Origin of the sequence: Spirillospora sp. NPDC047279 (assembly GCF_040643285.1) — a bacterium.
Classification (GTDB): Bacteria; Actinomycetota; Actinomycetes; order Streptosporangiales; family Streptosporangiaceae; genus Spirillospora.
The window spans coordinates 101,936-117,268 of record NZ_JBEYUA010000001.1; the positions used below are offsets into that span (position 1 = coordinate 101,936).

General features: G+C 70.6%; 17 protein-coding genes and 1 pseudogene. 6 read left to right on the plus strand and 12 right to left on the minus strand.

What is annotated here, in order from left to right:
• Positions 1–51: 51 nt before the first annotated feature.
• Both ABZ810_RS00475 and ABZ810_RS00480 read left to right on the plus strand, forming a co-directional pair.
• Positions 52–507 (plus strand): SRPBCC domain-containing protein, encoded by a 456-nt coding sequence (locus ABZ810_RS00475; RefSeq protein ID WP_358397347.1) that lies wholly within the window; start codon positions 52–54, stop codon positions 505–507.
• Positions 508–540: 33 nt separating this feature from the next.
• Positions 541–948 carry a nuclear transport factor 2 family protein gene (locus tag ABZ810_RS00480; RefSeq protein WP_358397349.1) on the plus strand — a complete coding sequence of 136 codons (408 nt, stop codon included), beginning with the start codon at positions 541–543 and terminating at the stop codon, positions 946–948.
• 20 nt (positions 949–968) lie between these two features.
• On the opposite strand, the gene ABZ810_RS00485 is transcribed toward ABZ810_RS00480, so the two are convergent.
• Together ABZ810_RS00485 and ABZ810_RS00490 are read right to left on the minus strand one after the other, a co-directional pair.
• Complete coding sequence (locus ABZ810_RS00485; RefSeq protein ID WP_358397351.1) at positions 969–1,556, minus strand: NAD(P)H oxidoreductase; 588 nt, start codon at positions 1,554–1,556, stop codon at positions 969–971.
• A gap of 20 nt (positions 1,557–1,576) precedes the next feature.
• Positions 1,577–1,738: pseudogene (locus ABZ810_RS00490) on the minus strand (NADP-dependent oxidoreductase); the annotation flags it as partial.
• Between the two features lie 137 nt (positions 1,739–1,875).
• On the opposite strand from ABZ810_RS00490, the gene ABZ810_RS00495 reads away from it, so the two are divergent.
• Both ABZ810_RS00495 and ABZ810_RS00500 read left to right on the plus strand, forming a co-directional pair.
• Complete coding sequence (locus tag ABZ810_RS00495) at positions 1,876–2,331, plus strand: GNAT family N-acetyltransferase (RefSeq protein WP_358397353.1); 456 nt, start codon at positions 1,876–1,878, stop codon at positions 2,329–2,331.
• A gap of 193 nt (positions 2,332–2,524) precedes the next feature.
• Complete coding sequence (locus ABZ810_RS00500) at positions 2,525–4,003, plus strand: BTAD domain-containing putative transcriptional regulator (protein WP_358397356.1); 1,479 nt, start codon at positions 2,525–2,527, stop codon at positions 4,001–4,003.
• Here ABZ810_RS00500 and ABZ810_RS00505 read toward each other — a convergent pair.
• The 4 genes from ABZ810_RS00505 to ABZ810_RS00520 form a co-directional block, all read right to left on the minus strand.
• Positions 3,969–4,676, minus strand: a complete 708-nt coding sequence (locus tag ABZ810_RS00505) for a hypothetical protein (RefSeq protein WP_358397359.1) — start codon at positions 4,674–4,676, stop codon at positions 3,969–3,971. The two genes, ABZ810_RS00500 and ABZ810_RS00505, sit on opposite strands and share 35 nt — an antisense overlap.
• A gap of 191 nt (positions 4,677–4,867) precedes the next feature.
• Positions 4,868–5,674: an SDR family oxidoreductase gene (locus ABZ810_RS00510; RefSeq protein WP_358397361.1), complete on the minus strand. Its 807-nt coding sequence runs from the start codon at positions 5,672–5,674 to the stop codon at positions 4,868–4,870.
• Positions 5,675–5,830: 156 nt separating this feature from the next.
• On the minus strand, positions 5,831–6,028 hold the full coding sequence (locus ABZ810_RS00515; RefSeq protein WP_358397364.1) for a DUF397 domain-containing protein: 198 nt from the start codon (positions 6,026–6,028) through the stop codon (positions 5,831–5,833).
• 325 nt (positions 6,029–6,353) lie between these two features.
• The gene (locus ABZ810_RS00520; RefSeq protein ID WP_358397367.1) at positions 6,354–6,521 is read right to left on the minus strand and encodes a hypothetical protein; all 168 of its coding nucleotides are present in this window, start codon (positions 6,519–6,521) and stop codon (positions 6,354–6,356) included.
• Between the two features lie 238 nt (positions 6,522–6,759).
• On the opposite strand from ABZ810_RS00520, the gene ABZ810_RS00525 reads away from it, so the two are divergent.
• Positions 6,760–6,930, plus strand: coding sequence for a hypothetical protein (locus ABZ810_RS00525; RefSeq protein WP_358397369.1), 171 nt, complete (start codon positions 6,760–6,762; stop codon positions 6,928–6,930).
• A gap of 12 nt (positions 6,931–6,942) precedes the next feature.
• Here the strand turns inward: ABZ810_RS00525 and ABZ810_RS00530 are convergent, their stop codons facing one another.
• The 6 genes from ABZ810_RS00530 to dnaK form a co-directional block, all read right to left on the minus strand.
• A complete protein-coding gene (locus tag ABZ810_RS00530; protein WP_358397371.1) occupies positions 6,943–7,233 on the minus strand; it encodes a hypothetical protein in 291 nt (96 codons plus the stop codon).
• Positions 7,234–7,451: 218 nt separating this feature from the next.
• Positions 7,452–10,055, minus strand: a complete 2,604-nt coding sequence (clpB, locus tag ABZ810_RS00535) for an ATP-dependent chaperone ClpB (RefSeq protein ID WP_358397374.1) — start codon at positions 10,053–10,055, stop codon at positions 7,452–7,454.
• A 35-nt stretch (positions 10,056–10,090) separates the two neighbouring features.
• Positions 10,091–10,537, minus strand: coding sequence for a helix-turn-helix transcriptional regulator (locus ABZ810_RS00540; protein ID WP_358397377.1), 447 nt, complete (start codon positions 10,535–10,537; stop codon positions 10,091–10,093).
• 2 nt (positions 10,538–10,539) lie between these two features.
• Entirely contained in the window at positions 10,540–11,709 is a 1,170-nt protein-coding gene (gene dnaJ, locus ABZ810_RS00545) for a molecular chaperone DnaJ (RefSeq protein ID WP_358397380.1), read from the minus strand.
• Positions 11,710–11,844: 135 nt separating this feature from the next.
• Positions 11,845–12,465 carry a nucleotide exchange factor GrpE gene (grpE, locus tag ABZ810_RS00550; RefSeq protein WP_358397383.1) on the minus strand — a complete coding sequence of 207 codons (621 nt, stop codon included), beginning with the start codon at positions 12,463–12,465 and terminating at the stop codon, positions 11,845–11,847.
• Complete coding sequence (gene dnaK, locus ABZ810_RS00555) at positions 12,462–14,327, minus strand: molecular chaperone DnaK (RefSeq protein ID WP_358397385.1); 1,866 nt, start codon at positions 14,325–14,327, stop codon at positions 12,462–12,464. The genes grpE and dnaK overlap by 4 nt, the downstream gene beginning before the upstream one ends.
• A gap of 450 nt (positions 14,328–14,777) precedes the next feature.
• Here dnaK and ABZ810_RS00560 point away from each other — a divergent pair, with 450 nt between their 5' ends.
• Complete coding sequence (locus ABZ810_RS00560) at positions 14,778–15,269, plus strand: hypothetical protein (protein ID WP_358397387.1); 492 nt, start codon at positions 14,778–14,780, stop codon at positions 15,267–15,269.
• Positions 15,270–15,333 lie beyond the last annotated feature (64 nt).

Consider the following 15,333-nt stretch of genomic DNA (forward strand, 5'->3'; position numbering starts at 1 on the left):
CCAACGCCGTGGCGGCTCGGGCAACGCGTTTTCCGGTGGTAGGGGAAAGGCATGCCTCTTGAAGTCGCCTGGCCCGACCTGTCGGATCGCCCCCTGCGCGTCGTCTCCGAACGCCACATGAACGGCTCGGCCCAGGGCCTCTACCTGGCCTGGACCGAGCAGATCCACATGTGGTTCGCCGAGCCCGGCACCGTGCTCATGCGGCCTGAGGTGAACACCCCCTACTTCTTCGAGACCTTCCACGACGGCGTGCGCCATCCGCACTACGGCCGGTTCCTCGGCCTCGAACCGGCGCGCCGGGTCATCCAGACCTGGGTCAGCGGGGACGGCGGCACCGAGGGAGCGGAGACGGTGGTGACGGTCGAGCTGACCCCGGCCGAACGGGGCACCGAACTGCGGCTCACCCACGCGGGTTTCCCCAACGCCGACGCCCGCGACCGTCATCTGGGCGCGTGGCCCCAGGTCCTAGCCCGATTGGACGAGGTCGTCACCGTCCGAAGCCCCTGATGCCCGAGGACTCCCGCGTGGTTGCATCGGCTCGTGGACGTACACGAGGCCGCGGAGCGGTTCGCCAGGGTGTGGGAGAGCGCGTGGGAACGGTCGGACGCCGACACGATCGCCGCGCTGTACGCCGGCGACTGCCTCCACCGGTCGATGCCGTTCCGCCCCCTGCACGTGGGGAGGGCCGCCCTGCTCGACTACCTGCGGGCGAGCTTCGCCGAGGAACCCGCGTCCGACGTGCGCTTCGGCACCCCGCTGGTGGACGGTGACCGCGCGGTGGTGGAGTTCCGCGTTCTGGCCACCGAGGCCGGGGGCGGCAGGCCCGTCTCGCTGGCCGGATGCGCGTTCGTCCGCTTCCGCCCGGACGGCCTGGTAGCCGAGGTCCGCGACTACTGGCACGCCGCGGACGGCCACCGAGAACCCACCGGCTCCCTCTCCTTCCCCTGACCGCCTGCCTTGCCCCCAGGTCAGCCGACCGGGGCGGTGGTCAGGGTGGTGGTGAGTTCTTCTTCGGCGGCGGACAGGACGTCGGTGTCGGGGTCTTCGGGGACGGTGCCGTACACGAAGCGCACGTCCACGTCGGTGATGCCGCAGTAGTTGGAGATCCCGACGCGGAGCTGCGTGGCCAGCGCCTTGTCCAGGCCGTGCTCGGCGTACGAGGCGCGTGACTCACCTGCCAGGCCGAGCCACACCATTCGTTTGCCGGCGAGCCGGGGCTCGCTGCGCCCGTAGGCGAAGCCGTAGTTCCAGACGCGGTCGATCCAGCCCTTGAGGGTCGCGGGCAGGCCGTACCACCAGACCGGGAAGACGATCAAAAGCAGGTCCGCGGCGTCGATCCGCCGCATGTGGTCGCCGACCTCGGCCGAGTAGACCTTGTCGCGGTCGCCCCAGTCCGGCTCGTCCTCCGGGTTCATTCGCGGGTCGAAGCCCTCGGCGTGCAGGTCGAGCAGGTCGACGGTATGGCCCTCGGCCTCCAGGCGGGCCTTCGCCCGGCTCGCGATGGACGTGGTCAGTGACGTGCTCCGGTGATGTGCGACGACCACTAGCGCGTTCATTGACGGTCCCCAGACGTGTTCCTGCCCCGCATGTACGGGTCGACCGACATCCACGTGTTGCGCACCAGGAGCTGTCCCGGGCCGGGGCCCGGCACCTCCACCTCGGCCGGCCGGTAGTCGTCCAGGGTCGCCGCACCGGCCGGACGCGAGGCCGGCCGGAACTCCCGCGAAGTCGTCATCATTCCTCCTGAGTTCGGATGACCCTCACTGTGCCGACCGGCGCTTCAGGTCCCCTTCAGGTCCGCTGCAGGTCGACGATCAAGCGATGGCAAGCTGGTGGGCGCAGGGGAGACGGCGAGCACGACGGGAGGTCGGCGGGATGCGGATCGAGGTGGACGATCTCTCCGGGCCGGAGATCGAGGCGTTCCTGGAGGCGCACGTCCAGGAGATGCGCGCCACGTCGCCGCCGGAGAGCAAGCACGCCCTCGACCTCGACGGCCTGCGCAGGCCCGAGGTCACGTTCTGGACGGCCTGGGACGGCGGCGCGCTGGTGGGCTGCGGGGCGATCAAGCGGCTGGACGCGGGGCACGCCGAGCTGAAGTCGATGCGCACCGATCCGGTGCGCAAGCGCGGCGGGGTCGCCTCGCGGCTGCTGGAGCACATCCTCGTCGAGGCCGGGGCCAGGGGATTCACCCGCCTGAGCCTCGAGACCGGCTCGGCCGGCTTCTTCCTGCCGGCGCGCAGGTTGTACGAGAAGTTCGGGTTCGAGTACTGCGAGCCGTTCGCCGACTACGCTCCCGACCCCAACAGCGTTTTCATGACGCGGTCGCTCTGAGGTCCTCGGCGGGGTCCTCTGAGTCGAACGACTGGGCGACCTTTCCCCTTGTCATGAATCGAACACCTGGCTTGATCGATAATGTCGCAGGTCTTGTGTGGCGTGCGCGGACAATGGACCATGGCAAATGATTGTCGCCGGTGGCGCTAATCGCCGGTATTCGGGTCGCCGAGACGTCGGATAACCTTCGATCATGCGATTCGGCGTGCTCGGCCCGCTGGCCGTGTGGACGGACGACGGGCGGCCGGTGCGCATTCCCGAGCTCAAGGTCCGGGCGCTGCTCGCCGACCTGCTCGTTCACCAGGGACGGCCCGTGCCGGTCGACCGGCTGGTCGCCGACCTGTGGGGCGAACGGCTCCCGCGGAACCCGATCAACACGCTGCAGACGCGGGTGTCGCAGCTGCGCCGTGCGCTCGAGGAGGCCGAGCCGGGCGGGCGTGAGCTGGTCGTGTCGCAGTCCCCCGGTTACCTGCTGCGTGTCGATCCACAGGCGGTGGACACCGGGCGCTTCCATGACCTGGCCGCGCGGGCGCGTACCACCGACGACCTCGCGGACACGGCCGCCGCCCTGGCCGCGGCGCTGGCGTTGTGGCGCGGGCCCGCCTACGCCGACTTCGGCGACGAGGAGTTCGTCCGGCCGGCCATCGGGCGGCTGGAGGAAGAACGGCTGGCGGTGCTGGAGGAGCACGCCGAGGTCCGGCTGGAGCTGGGCGAGCACCGGCTGCTCGTGGGCGAGCTCGGAGACCTGGTGACCCGGTATCCGCTGCGGGAACGGCTGCGCGCCGTTCACCTGCGGGCGCTGTACCGCGCCGGGCGGCAGAGCGAGGCGCTCGCCGGATACGCGGAGGTGCGGACGCGCCTCGCCGACGAGCTGGGGCTCGACCCCAGCCCGGAGCTGGCCGCGCTGCACGAGGCGATGCTCCGGCAGGACGCGGCGCTGGAGCCTCCGCGGCCCCGGCCTGCGCGCACCAACCTGCCGGCGGCTTTGACCGCGCTCGTGGGGCGGGACGGGGACCTGACGGAGGTGACGCGCCTGCTGGACAAGAGCAGGCTGGTCACGCTCACCGGGCCCGGCGGCGTCGGGAAGACCCGGCTGGCCGTCGAGGCCGCGAGGAACGTCCGGGAGGCGTTCCCGGACGGGGTGTGGCTGGTCGAGCTGGCCGGGCTCGAACCCGCGTCCGGCGCCACGCCGGGGGAGGTCGTCGCGGCCGCGCTCGGCGTCCGCGACGACGAGACGGGGGACCTGAACGGTCAGCTCCAACGGGCGCTGAAGTGCAGGATCCTGCTGGTCCTCGACAACTGCGAGCACGTGGTCGGTCCCGTCGCGGAGCTCGCCGGGTCGTTGCTGCGCGGCTCGCCCGGCCTCCACGTCCTCGCCACCGGCCAGGAGCCGCTCGGGGTCGAGGGGGAGACGACGCGGAGCGTTCCGCCGCTCGACGAGGACGCGGCCGTCCGGCTGTTCGCGGAGAGGGCGGCGGCGGGCGCCCCGTTCGAGCTGACTCCCGCCAACGCCGACGCGGTGGCGGCGTTGTACGTCCGGGCGACGGTCGGACGTGCTCGCGGCGAGCTCGACCAGGCCCGCGCGGCCGTACGGGACGCGCTCGGCGACGGTTACGCCGTCGAGTTCGAACGGGGCGTCACGTCAGGGGCGCGGTCCTGGGCAGGTCGATGAGCTTGTCCGTGCCGCCGAAACGGGTGACCGCGTCACGCGCGGCGGCGAGGTCGCCCGCCGGGAGGCCGTCGGGCAGGTCGAGGGAGTAGCGCTTGCCCCGCAGGCCGCGAGCGGGCGGTGCGGCGTTGACGACCAGGCCGTCCAGCACGGTCGGGACGGCGGAGTCCTTGATCGCGTCGACCGGGAACAGCTCCACCCGTCCGCCGCCGATGCCGACCGCGGCGACGCGTGCCCACTCCAGCCCGGCCTCGACGCGCCCGCCGAAGACCGGCCACACGCCCTCGGGGTCCACGGCCAGGTAGGGGGCGCGCAGCCGGGCCCGCACACCGCGCCAGAAGAGGAAGCCGATCATCGCCATCCACGGCACCCAGATCACCCACGCCTCGGCACGCTCGCCCGCCGACACCGGGCCCTTGTCGCCGGCGTCGTTGACCAGCCCGGGGACGTCGGTGCCGAAGAGCGCGTACAGCGGCGGACAGACGGTCAGCGCCACCGCCACGAACAGCACGAGGAGGATGAGCGGGCCCGCGGCGACGCGTTGCGCGGTGCTCATCCCGCGCCATGCCCGCCTGCTCAGCTCGCGCCGCCGCTCGCGTGGAAGGCGCGCGATCGGGACCAGAACGGCCTCGGGTCCGGGTTTGCGCGGTTTCACCCTGGTATCGGTGTTCGGCACCCGGCACACGATAGGGCAGGGGGAGGTTCTTCGGCCTGCCCCGGCCCGGGGGCGTGCGCCGGTCGTGTGACCGTCCGCCGGCCCTCCGGGCCAGTAGCAGGCTCATCCGACGCCCCGCACTCGGGGCGTCACGGGCTTGATTGTGCCCGCCCTTGTGCCAAGGCGAATCGTGCGGCTCCGCAAAGAGGTCGTCACAGCTCCTTGAGGAAGCCGCCGTCCACCGCGTACTCGGAACCGGTCGTGCTTCCCGAACGCGGCGAAACGAGCAGCGCCACGGCGTCGGCGATCTCCTCGGGCTTGACCAGCCGACCCGTGACAAGGTTCATCATCTCGGGCGCCACCCGGTCCAGCACCGCGTCCCGGTCGGCGCCCGTCGCGCCCGCGAGGATGTCGGCGGCGCCGCCCTCCTCGGTCCACCACGCCGTGCGCACCGGGCCGGGGGAGACGGTGTTGACGCGGATCCCCTGCGGCCCGAACTCCTCCGACAGCCCCTTGGTCAGGGTGTTGAGACCGGCCTTGGCGGCGTTGTAGTCGTAGTTCATCGGCGGCGGCCGGCGCGCGTTGCCGGAGGAGACGTTGACGATCGCGCCGCCGCCTCGTTCGAGCATCGCCGGGATGGCCGCGCGGATGGCGCGCACGGCGGAGAGGAGATTGAACTCCAGCATCTGCCGCCAGTCGTCGTCGGTCGGCGTGAGGAAGCCGAAGCGCGGCAAGGCCACCCCGGGCGGCGGGCCGCCCGCGTTGTTGACCAGGATGTCCAGTCCGCCGAACGTCTCCACCGCGCGCCGCACGACCCGGGCGGGCGCGTCCGGGTCCATGAGGTCGACCGCGACGTGCACCAGGCCGGGCCCGGCGAGCGCGTCGAGTTCGGGGCTGCTCTTGCGGGACGCGGCCACCACCTTGGCGCCTTCGTCCAGCAGCGTGCGAGTGATCGCCAGGCCCGTCCCCTTCGACGCGCCGGTGACGACGGCGACACGGCCGGAAAGCTGCAGATCCATGGGGTTCCACCTCGGGAGTCACGGTCTCGCCCGATCGGGCGAGAGAGAGCCTTCGTGGCCTCTCACTGGACGAACCCCGACGCCCCCGGTGTGGTTGCGGTTTCAATCAACGTTGGTGGCGAACGTGACGCGCCGGCGGCGCATTCGTGCACACGATCAGGATGTGTGAACGTTTCTCAGGCGGCCGGTCAGGGCACGCCACTGCTCCGTGGTCAGGACGATGACCGCTTCGTCATCGTCGCCCTGGGAATCGCGGAGTACGACGGCGCCGGTGACGCCGGCGACTTCTACGCAATTACCGCCGTTGGGGCCGCTGTAGCTGCTCTTGCGCCATACAGCACCGGTCAGGTCCATCTGATCCCCACCGTGGTCTTCGCGCCGTTTAATGATGTACGTCGTACGTTACATGCCCGTAAGCGAGAGATCATGCACCGAATGAGCCAGTGAATTCTGGAGCGATCGGCCCCGCCGTCTCCGTTCTCGCCGCGGACGTTCGTCACTCACGGTAACGAACGATCATTGGTCGAGGGGATTCGCCGATCGAACATGTCCGTCATCACGACCGCCGCCGGGCCGGCGATCCTGGCCAATGTCCCGGCCTGGACGCCGGCCCGGAATTCCGCGGACCGACCGCGAATCCCGCCGTCTGCTTTCCCCGTCGTGATCGAACACGGCCGGGTCAGGTGCGGGCGCGGACGCGGAGGGTGATCAGGGCGGCGAGGGATCCCAGGACCAGGATCCCGGTGACCGCGTTCACGACGATCGAGAAGACGCCGTCGTCGACGAGGCCGACGACGATGTTGGTGGTCAGCGAGATGGCGAGCAGCATCCAGAGCAGCGGCTTCATGGGGGTCCTCCGTTGTCGGTGATGTGATCCACTCTGTCCGACGGGGACCGGCCGCCACGAGCGGGCGCACTCCCGGAACGAAGGTGTAGCCTGCTCCACCCCCCAGCGCTCCATGGTGGTGAAATCCCAGGCCAGAGTGGGGTTAACCCCCTGCTCAGGAGGGGAGCAGAACGGATGGTGACGTCCGTGCCCGATCCGTAGCGTCGACCGGACACCACGAGATCGGGGGAGAAGGTCGATGAGCGGACGTGGCGGGGAGACGCGCGGCCCGGGGCCGGGGCGGTTGCGGCGGCGGCTGGCCATCGCGGCCGCGCTGCTCGGGCTGGCCGCGGTGGCGTCGGTCGTGCCGCCGCCCGAGACGCCGTTCGACGGGCTGACCCGCATCCAGGAGACGCGGGCCGGCCCGTGATCGGCGTGCGGGTCAGCGGCCGCCGCGCTGGAGGCGGCGGGTGGGCATCTGCCGGGCGTTCCGGTGGGACGCCCCGCCGCGCGCGGCGAAGGCCGCCGACTTCGGATCGAAGTGGCGCTTCCGCTGCGCCGGCTTCGCCTTCCTGGTCTTCTTCTCGGCGTTCGCGTCCTTGTTGACGGACGCGAGAATTTCGTTGAGTTCGTGATCCGGGGTACGCAAAACAGACCTCCGATAAAGCATGAGAAACGGTCGCCAAAGAACGGCCACGGCGGACCGATGAAAGGGAACGGGAAGGTCGCTCACCGGACGGCTCTAGGTCAGGGCGCTGCTCACGGCCTGGGAAGAGGGTGTCGGGAGCGATGCGTGGGGAGCGGGCCGCGCGAGGCGGCGTCTGTGCTCAACCGTGGGATCAGGACTCCATGCGTGCGACTTTATAAAGGGTCCCCGGCTTCGTCAACCCCCTTTTTTTCGCGCATGCGAAAGGCCGCCACCCCGGTGGGGGTGACGGCCTTCCGGTCGTATTACTTCGCCAGTGACAGACCCTGGCCCGACCCGACCGTGAGCGCGTCGGCGGCCTCGTCGAGATCGACCACGACCCGGTCGCCGTCGCGGATCTCGCCGGACAGCAGCTCGCGCGCGAGCTGGTCGCCGATGGCGGTCTGCACCAGGCGGCGCAGGGGCCGCGCCCCGTAGAGCGGGTCGTAGCCCGTGAGCGCCAGCCACTCGCGGGCCGCGTCGGTGACCTCCAGGGTGAGTCGGCGGTCCGCGAGGCGTTCGGCGAGGCGGTCGACCTGGAGGTCGACGATCCTGGTCAGCTCGGTCGTGGTGAGCGCGTCGAAGAGGATCACGTCGTCCAGCCGGTTGAGGAACTCCGGCTTGAACGAGTTGCGCACCGCGTTCATGACCGCTTCACGCTTGGCGCCGTTCTCCAGCGTCGGATCCACCAGGAACTGCGACCCGATGTTGGACGTGAGGATCAGGATCGTGTTGCGGAAGTCGACCGTACGGCCCTGCCCGTCGGTCAGGCGGCCGTCGTCCAGCACCTGGAGCAGGACGTCGAAGACCTCGGGGTGCGCCTTCTCCACCTCGTCCAGCAGGACGACGGAGTAGGGGCGGCGGCGGACGGACTCGGTGAGCTGGCCGCCCTCCTCGTAGCCGACGTAGCCGGGAGGCGCCCCGACGAGGCGGGCCACCGAGTGCTTCTCGGAGTATTCGCTCATGTCGATGCGCGTGATGGCGCGTTCGTCGTCGAAGAGGAACTCCGCCAGGGCCTTGGCCAGCTCGGTCTTGCCGACGCCGGTCGGGCCGAGGAAGAGGAACGAGCCGGTCGGCCGGTCCGGGTCGGAGATGCCCGCGCGGGCGCGGCGCACCGCGTCCGAGACGGCCTTCACGGCGGCGCCCTGGCCGATCAGCCGCCGGCCGAGCTCGTCCTCCATGCGGAGCAGCTTGGCGGTCTCGCCCTCCAGCAGGCGCCCGGCCGGGATGCCCGTCCAGGAGGCGACGACGTCGGCGATGTCGTCCGGGCCGACCTCCTCCTTGACCATGGCGTCGGCATTGTCGGACTCGGCCTGCGCGGAGGCCTCGGCGAGCTGCTTCTCCAGCTCCGGGATCTCGCCGTAGGTGAGCCGGGCGGAGGTCTCCAGGTCGCCGTCGCGCTGGGCCCGCTCGGCCTCGCCGCGCAGCTGGTCGATGCGCTCCTTGATCTCGCCGACCCGGTTGAGGCCGGCCTTCTCGTGCTCCCAGCGGGCGTTGAGGGCGTTCAGGTGCTCCTGGCGGTCGGCGAGGTGCTTGCGGAGCCGGTCGAGCCGCTGCTTGGACGCCTCGTCGGTCTCCTTGGCGAGTGTCAGCTCCTCCATCTTGAGCCGGTCGACGGAACGTTGCAGCTCGTCGATCTCGACCGGACGGGAGTCGATCTCCATGCGGAGCCGGGACGCCGACTCGTCCACCAGGTCGATGGCCTTGTCGGGCAGGAAACGGGCGGTGATGTAGCGGTCGGACAGGGTCGCGGCGGCGACGAGCGCGGCGTCGGCGATCTGCACCTTGTGGTGCGCCTCGTACCGGCCCTTGAGCCCGCGCAGGATCGCGATGGAGTCCTCGACCGACGGCTCGCCGACGAAGACCTGCTGGAAGCGGCGTTCCAGGGCGGGGTCCTTCTCGATGCGCTCGCGGTACTCGTCCAGCGTGGTCGCGCCGATCATGCGCAGCTCGCCGCGCGCCAGCATCGGCTTGAGCATGTTGCCGGCGTCCATCGCGCCCTCGGCCGCGCCCGCGCCGACGACGGTGTGCAGCTCGTCGATGAACGTGACGACCTGGCCGTCGCTCTCCTTGATCTCGGTGAGCACCGCCTTGAGGCGTTCCTCGAACTCGCCGCGGTACTTGGCGCCCGCGACCATCGCGCCCAGGTCGAGCGAGACGAGCCGCTTGTTGCGCAGCGACTCGGGCACGTCGCCCGCGACGATGCGCTGGGCGAGGCCCTCGACGACGGCGGTCTTGCCGACGCCGGGCTCGCCGATGAGCACCGGGTTGTTCTTGGTGCGCCGGGACAGCACCTGGACCACGCGGCGGATCTCGGTGTCACGGCCGATGACCGGGTCGAGCCGGCCATCGCGGGCGGCGGCGGTCAGGTCGACGCCGTACTTCTCCAGCGCCTTGTAGGTGTCCTCCGGGCTCTCGCTGGTGACCTTGGCGCTCCCTCGCACGTCCTTGAACGCGTCGAGCAGCGCCTGCGGGGTCGCCCCGAACTCCTTGAGCAGCTCGGCCGACGGGCCGCCGTCGGCGGCGATCGCGACCAGCAGGTGCTCGGTCGAGACGTACTCGTCCTCGAGCTCCTCGGCGCGGTGCTGCGCGGTGCCCAGGACGCGCTGCAGCTGGCCGGACAGGCGCGGCTCGGGAACGGTCGAGCCGGAGGCCTTGGGCAGCTGCGCCAGCCGCTCCTCGACCTGGCGCCGCACCGCCTGCGGGTCGGCCCCGACCGTCTTGAGCAGCGGCACCGTGGTGCCCTCCGGGACGGTCAGCAGTGCGGCGAGCAAGTGCAGGGGCTCCACCTGAGGGTTGCCCGCGCTCGCGGCCTGCCGGAGCGCGATCGTGATCGCCTCACGGCTCTTCAGAGTGAGCTTGTTGTCCATCTGTCTTCTACGCCCCTAATACCGTCGGCGCCGCTTCACTCCGAGCGGCGCTCGTGCCAGATCACGACCCCCGTGTGGCGGATCGGCACCAGGTCCGTACCGGGAGATTCCGCGGGCTCGCCGCGCCGGCGCTGCTGTGCCAGGCGGGCGGCCACGGCCCGGGTCGATTCGAGTTCGTTGGCGAGGTCCTCGAGCGCGGCGTGCGCCTTGACGAGCTCCTCGCGGAGGTGGATGTTGTCGCGCTGCAGTTCGAGGATGTGCTTGATGCCCGAGAGGTTGATGCCCTCCTCCTGGGACAGCCGCTGGATCTCGCGCAACAGCACGATGTCGCGCATCGAGTAGCGGCGCCCGCGGCCCGCGGTGCGGCCGGGCGAGACCAGTCCCATCCGGTCGTACGTCCGCAACGTCTGCGGATGCAGCCCGGACAGTTGCGCCGCCACCGAGATCACATAGACCGGGGTGTCGTCGCCGAACGGGTCCATGATCACTCCTCTCGGGCCTGCTGGAGCAGCTCGCTGCGCAGGTCGTCGCCGTCGTCGGCGGCACGCAGGCGCTCCAGCGCCTCGCGGGTGGTGTCATCGATCTTCTGCGGCACCTGCACGTCGATCGTGACGAGCAGGTCGCCCTTGGTGCCGTCGCGGCGGGTCGCGCCACGGCCCTTCACGCGCAGCGTGCGGCCGTTGGGAGTGCCCTCCTGGAGGCGCAGCGTCACCGGCTGGCCCTGGAACGTCGGCACCTTGATCTCGGCGCCCAGCGCGGCCTCGGGGAACGTGACCGGGACCGAGAGGGTCAGGTTGTCGCCGCTCCGCCCGAACACCTTGTGCGGGCGCACCTTGATGGTGACGTAGAGGTCGCCGGCCGGGCCGCCGTTCTCGCCCGGGGCGCCCTTGCCCTTGAGCCTGATCTTCTGCCCGTCCGCGACGCCCGCCGGGATGCGGGCCTGGATCGTCCGGGTGCCGGTCGCGCGGCCGCTGCCGTGGCAGATGGTGCACGGGTCGTCGACGACGAGCCCGCGCCCGTGGCACTCCTTGCACGGCTCCTGGAAGCCGAAGTTGCCGAGGTTGCGCGTCTCGCTGCCGGTGCCCTCGCAGTTGGGGCACACCCGCGGCACGGTGCCGGCCTTGGCGCCGGTGCCGCGGCACTTCGGGCAGGCGGCCTCGCTGGTCAGCTTGATGGGCACGGTCACGCCGTTCATCGCGCGGCCGAACGTGAGGGTCACCTCGGTCTCCACGTCCGCGCCCCGGCGGGCACGCCGGGTGCCCGACGTGCGGGCGCCGCCGCCGCGGTTGAACAACCCGCCGAAGATGTCTCCTATACGGTCGCCGGCCCCGGCGCCCGTGGTGGTGCCGGTGCCGCCCTGCCCGAAGAGGTCGCCCAGGTCGAAGCCGAACCCGCCGCCCTGCTGGCCGCGGAACCCGCCCGGCATCGCCCGCACGGAGTCGTACTCCTTGCGGCGCTTCTCGTCGGAGAGGACGTCGTAGGCCTCGGAGACCTCCTTGAACCTGTCCTCGGCGTCGGTGTCGCCCTTGTTGGCGTCGGGGTGGTACTTGCGCGCCAGCTTGCGGTAGGACTTCTTGATCTCGTCCTGCGACGCGGACTTCGAGACACCCAGGACCTTGTAGTAGTCCTTCTCCAGGTAGTCCTTGGTGCTCACGGCGCCCCGCTTTCTGCTAGTGCCACTGCGTCCTACGTGTCTGAGCCTGTGCTCCGAGCGTGTGCCCGGTCCGTGCGGGAACGTGCCCGCCCCGGGTGGCCCCGTACCCCCCAGTAGAGGCCACCCGGGCGCGGGTCACTCCCCGACGCCGTCTCCGGCGTCGTCGCCCGCCTCGGCGGGCTCGGCCACCGCGACGCGCGCGGGTCGCAGGACCCGCTCGCCGATGCGGTAGCCCGGCTGGAGCACGTTCGCCACGCTCGTCTCCGTCACGTCGGACGAGTACGAGTGCATGAGCGCCTCGTGCACCGTGGGGTCGAAGGGCTCGCCCTTTTCGCCGTAGCGTTCGAGCCCGAGCTTGCCGGTCACCGCCTCCAGCGCCTCGCCCACCGACTTGAAGCCGCCGGTGAGTTCGTCGTGGTCACGGGCCCGGCCGATGTCGTCGAGGATCGGCAGGAGTTCGTTGAGGACGTTGGCGAGAGCCTGCTCGCGGACGGCCACGCGGTCCCGGTCGACTCGCTTGCGGTAGTTGTCGTACTCCGCCTTGAGCCGCTTGAGGTCCGCGGTGCGCTCTTCGAGCTGGGTCTTGAGGGCCGCGGCCTCCGCACCACCCGCGGCCGACTCCGGGGCCGACGCCGGAGCCGCCTCGGCGGCCTCGGCGTCCGGCTCCCTGACCTGGCCGGTCTTCGGGTCGATGCGCCGCCTGTCGCGGATCACCGGGCCCTCGCGCTCCTCGCCCTCGGTGGGAGGGTTGGTCACGCGGCACCGCCCTTCGGCTTGTCGTCGTCCACGATCTCGGCGTCGACGACTTCGTCGTCCTGCGCGTCGCCGCCCTGGGCGTCGGCGGTCGGGCCGGCGTCGTCACCGGCGGCCTGCGCGCCCTCGGGGTTCTGCGCGTACATCGCGGCGCCCATCTTCTGGCTGACCTGGGCCAGCTTCTCGGCGCTGGTGCGGATCGCGTCGACGTCGGTGCCCTCGAGGGTCTTCTTGACCTCGGCGACCGCGTCCCCGACCTCCTTCTTGAGCTCCTCGGGGACCTTCTCGTCGTTCTCCCGCAGGAACTTCTCGGTCGAGTAGGCGAGGGTGTCGGCCTGGTTGCGAACCTCGGCCTCCTCCTTGCGCTTGCGGTCCTCCTCGGCGTACTGCTCGGCCTCGCGCATCATCTTCTCGATGTCGTCCTTGGGCAGCGCGGAGCCGCCCGTGATGACCATCGACTGCTCGCGGCCGGTGCCCTGGTCCTTGGCGCTGACGTTGACGATGCCGTTGGCGTCGATGTCGAAGGTGACCTCGATCTGCGGCACGCCGCGCGGCGCCGGCGGCAGGCCGGTCAGCTGGAAGGTGCCGAGCTTCTTGTTGTACGCGGCGATCTCGCGCTCGCCCTGGAAGACCTGGATCTCCACGGACGGCTGGTTGTCGTCGGCGGTGGTGAACGTCTCCGACCGCTTGGTCGGGATCGTGGTGTTCCGCTCGATGATCTTGGTGAAGATGCCGCCCTTGGTCTCGATGCCCAGGCTCAGCGGGGTCACGTCCAGCAGGAGGACGTCCTTGACCTCGCCCTTGAGCACGCCGGCCTGGAGCGAGGCGCCGATCGCGACGACCTCGTCCGGGTTGACGCCCTTGTTGGGCTCCTTGCCGCCGGTGAGCTCCTTGACGAGCTCCGACACCGCGGGCATGCGGGTCGAGCCGCCGACCAGGACGACCTGGTTGATCCCGTCGACCCCGATGCCGGCGTCCTTGAGCACGTTCTGGAACGGCGCCTTGGTGCGCTCGAGCAGGTCGGCGGTGAGCCGCTGGAACTCGGCCCGGGTCAGCTTCTCGTCGAGGTGCAGCGGCCCCTCGGACGAGGCGGTGATGTAGGGCAGGTTGATCTGAGTCTCGGACGAGCTGGAGAGCTCGATCTTGGCCTTCTCCGCGGCCTCGCGCAGGCGCTGGAGGGCCATCTTGTCCTTGGCGAGGTCCACGCCGTTGGCGTTCTTGAACTTCTCGACCAGCCAGTCGACGACCTTCTGGTCCCAGTCGTCGCCGCCGAGGTGGTTGTCGCCGGAGGTGGCCTTGACCTCGACCACGCCGTCGCCGACCTCGAGCAGGGAGACGTCGAACGTGCCGCCGCCGAGGTCGAAGACGAGGATCGTGGCCTCGTTCTCCTTCTCCAGGTGGTAGGCCAGCGCCGCGGACGTCGGCTCGTTGATGATGCGCAGGACGTTGAGGCCCGCGATCTGGCCGGCCTCCTTGGTGGCCTGCCGCTGGTGGTCGGAGAAGTAGGCCGGAACGGTGATGACCGCGTCGGTGACGGTCTCGCCGAGGTAGGACTCGGCGTCCCTCTTCAGCTTCTGCAGCACGAACGCGCTGATCTGCTGCGGGGTGAAGTCCTTGCCGTCGATGGTCTCCTTCCAGTCCGTGCCCATCTCGCGCTTGACCGACCGGATGGTGCGGTCAACGTTGGTCACGGCCTGGCGCTTGGCCACCTCGCCTACCAGGACCTCGCCGTTCTTGGCGAAGGCGACGACGGACGGCGTGGTCCGCGACCCCTCCGCGTTGGCGATGACGGTGGGCTCGCCACCCTCAAGGATCGCGACGACCGAGTTGGTCGTCCCGAGGTCGATGCCGACCGCACGTGCCATGTCTCTCGTCCTCCGTCGTGATGTCTCTTCGGTCGTTCTGTCGTTCGCTATGCCGACCCGGCCGCACCAGCCCCCGGAGGGCGGCCAGGCTGAGTCTCTGGTTCGCAAGGTTGCCCGGTCGGGATCAAGTTGTCAAATGACTTGAGTCGACCAGACTCAACTTTGCTGACGCTCTCGTCAACAGGACGAATGAGCGCCCTATTCCCGTTCCCTCCCGGACCCGTCTCAGGGCCCATTTCATCGCTCCGAACGACCCGCCACGCCCCCGCCTCCCCCTCAAGCAGGAGACAGAGAAGCGCCCCAGCCTGGTGGGGCCGGGCCACTGGGCGCCATAGCCGGGCCGATCGCTGAACTCCGACATCGGATCCCAGAACCCGACCGGCCACTCGTAGGGGTCGAGGTTGCCGATCGTGAAGGTCCCGTCACCGCTGACGCCGCAGTTGGAGCCCGGTGGCCACCCTGGGGCGTCCGTCCCGGCCGTCGTCACACCCGTTCTCCATCGCCGACCGGCCGCTGAGCCTCAACGATCTCCGGTCGGCGCCCGCCGACCCCCAGGGCATCGTGGCCTGGGCTCGGCGCACGGCGACCCGCGACTTCACTCCGGAGGCGCTCAAGCGTGAGAACGACGTCGAGTCGTTCGTCAACGACTTCCTGTTCGGCCTGCTCGCCCAGGCGCCCGCTTCGCCGCGGACCAGGGCAGCCGCGTTCCGGGCCCTGGCGACGAGCCCTGGGATCACCAGCGGCGACATCGTCCGCGACAGCCGGGGCCGGAAGGGGCGTGAGCTGCGTCTCGGCCCGCTGCACCGCTTCGTGGTCGATCCGGCCACGGCGACGCTCCTGGCCGAGTCCGTGGGCTCGCCTGGTTTGGGCAGGAGCCGGACGCGGACCCATCTGGAGGCCGGCTGGACGAACGAGAGGCCGGCGCCTTCGGCCGAGCCCTGATGGAAGGCGGATGCGGGCTCCGGATGAGAAGAGGTGAAATCTGTCCACGCCGATAGATGAGGCC

Excerpts from the sequence above, each read along its gene's own strand:
- ABZ810_RS00475 (WP_358397347.1), top strand. The coding sequence starts at position 52 with ATGCCTCTTGAAGTCGCCTGGCCCGACCTGTCGGATCGCCCCCTGCGC.
- ABZ810_RS00485 (WP_358397351.1), bottom strand. The coding sequence starts at position 1,556 with ATGAACGCGCTAGTGGTCGTCGCACATCACCGGAGCACGTCACTGACC.
- ABZ810_RS00495 (WP_358397353.1), top strand. The coding sequence starts at position 1,876 with ATGCGGATCGAGGTGGACGATCTCTCCGGGCCGGAGATCGAGGCGTTC.
- ABZ810_RS00500 (WP_358397356.1), top strand. The coding sequence starts at position 2,525 with ATGCGATTCGGCGTGCTCGGCCCGCTGGCCGTGTGGACGGACGACGGG.
- ABZ810_RS00510 (WP_358397361.1), bottom strand. The coding sequence starts at position 5,674 with ATGGATCTGCAGCTTTCCGGCCGTGTCGCCGTCGTCACCGGCGCGTCG.
- ABZ810_RS00515 (WP_358397364.1), bottom strand. The coding sequence starts at position 6,028 with ATGGACCTGACCGGTGCTGTATGGCGCAAGAGCAGCTACAGCGGCCCC.
- ABZ810_RS00520 (WP_358397367.1), bottom strand. The coding sequence starts at position 6,521 with ATGAAGCCGCTGCTCTGGATGCTGCTCGCCATCTCGCTGACCACCAAC.
- ABZ810_RS00525 (WP_358397369.1), top strand. The coding sequence starts at position 6,760 with ATGAGCGGACGTGGCGGGGAGACGCGCGGCCCGGGGCCGGGGCGGTTG.
- clpB (WP_358397374.1), bottom strand. The coding sequence starts at position 10,055 with ATGGACAACAAGCTCACTCTGAAGAGCCGTGAGGCGATCACGATCGCG.
- ABZ810_RS00540 (WP_358397377.1), bottom strand. The coding sequence starts at position 10,537 with ATGGACCCGTTCGGCGACGACACCCCGGTCTATGTGATCTCGGTGGCG.
- dnaK (WP_358397385.1), bottom strand. The coding sequence starts at position 14,327 with ATGGCACGTGCGGTCGGCATCGACCTCGGGACGACCAACTCGGTCGTC.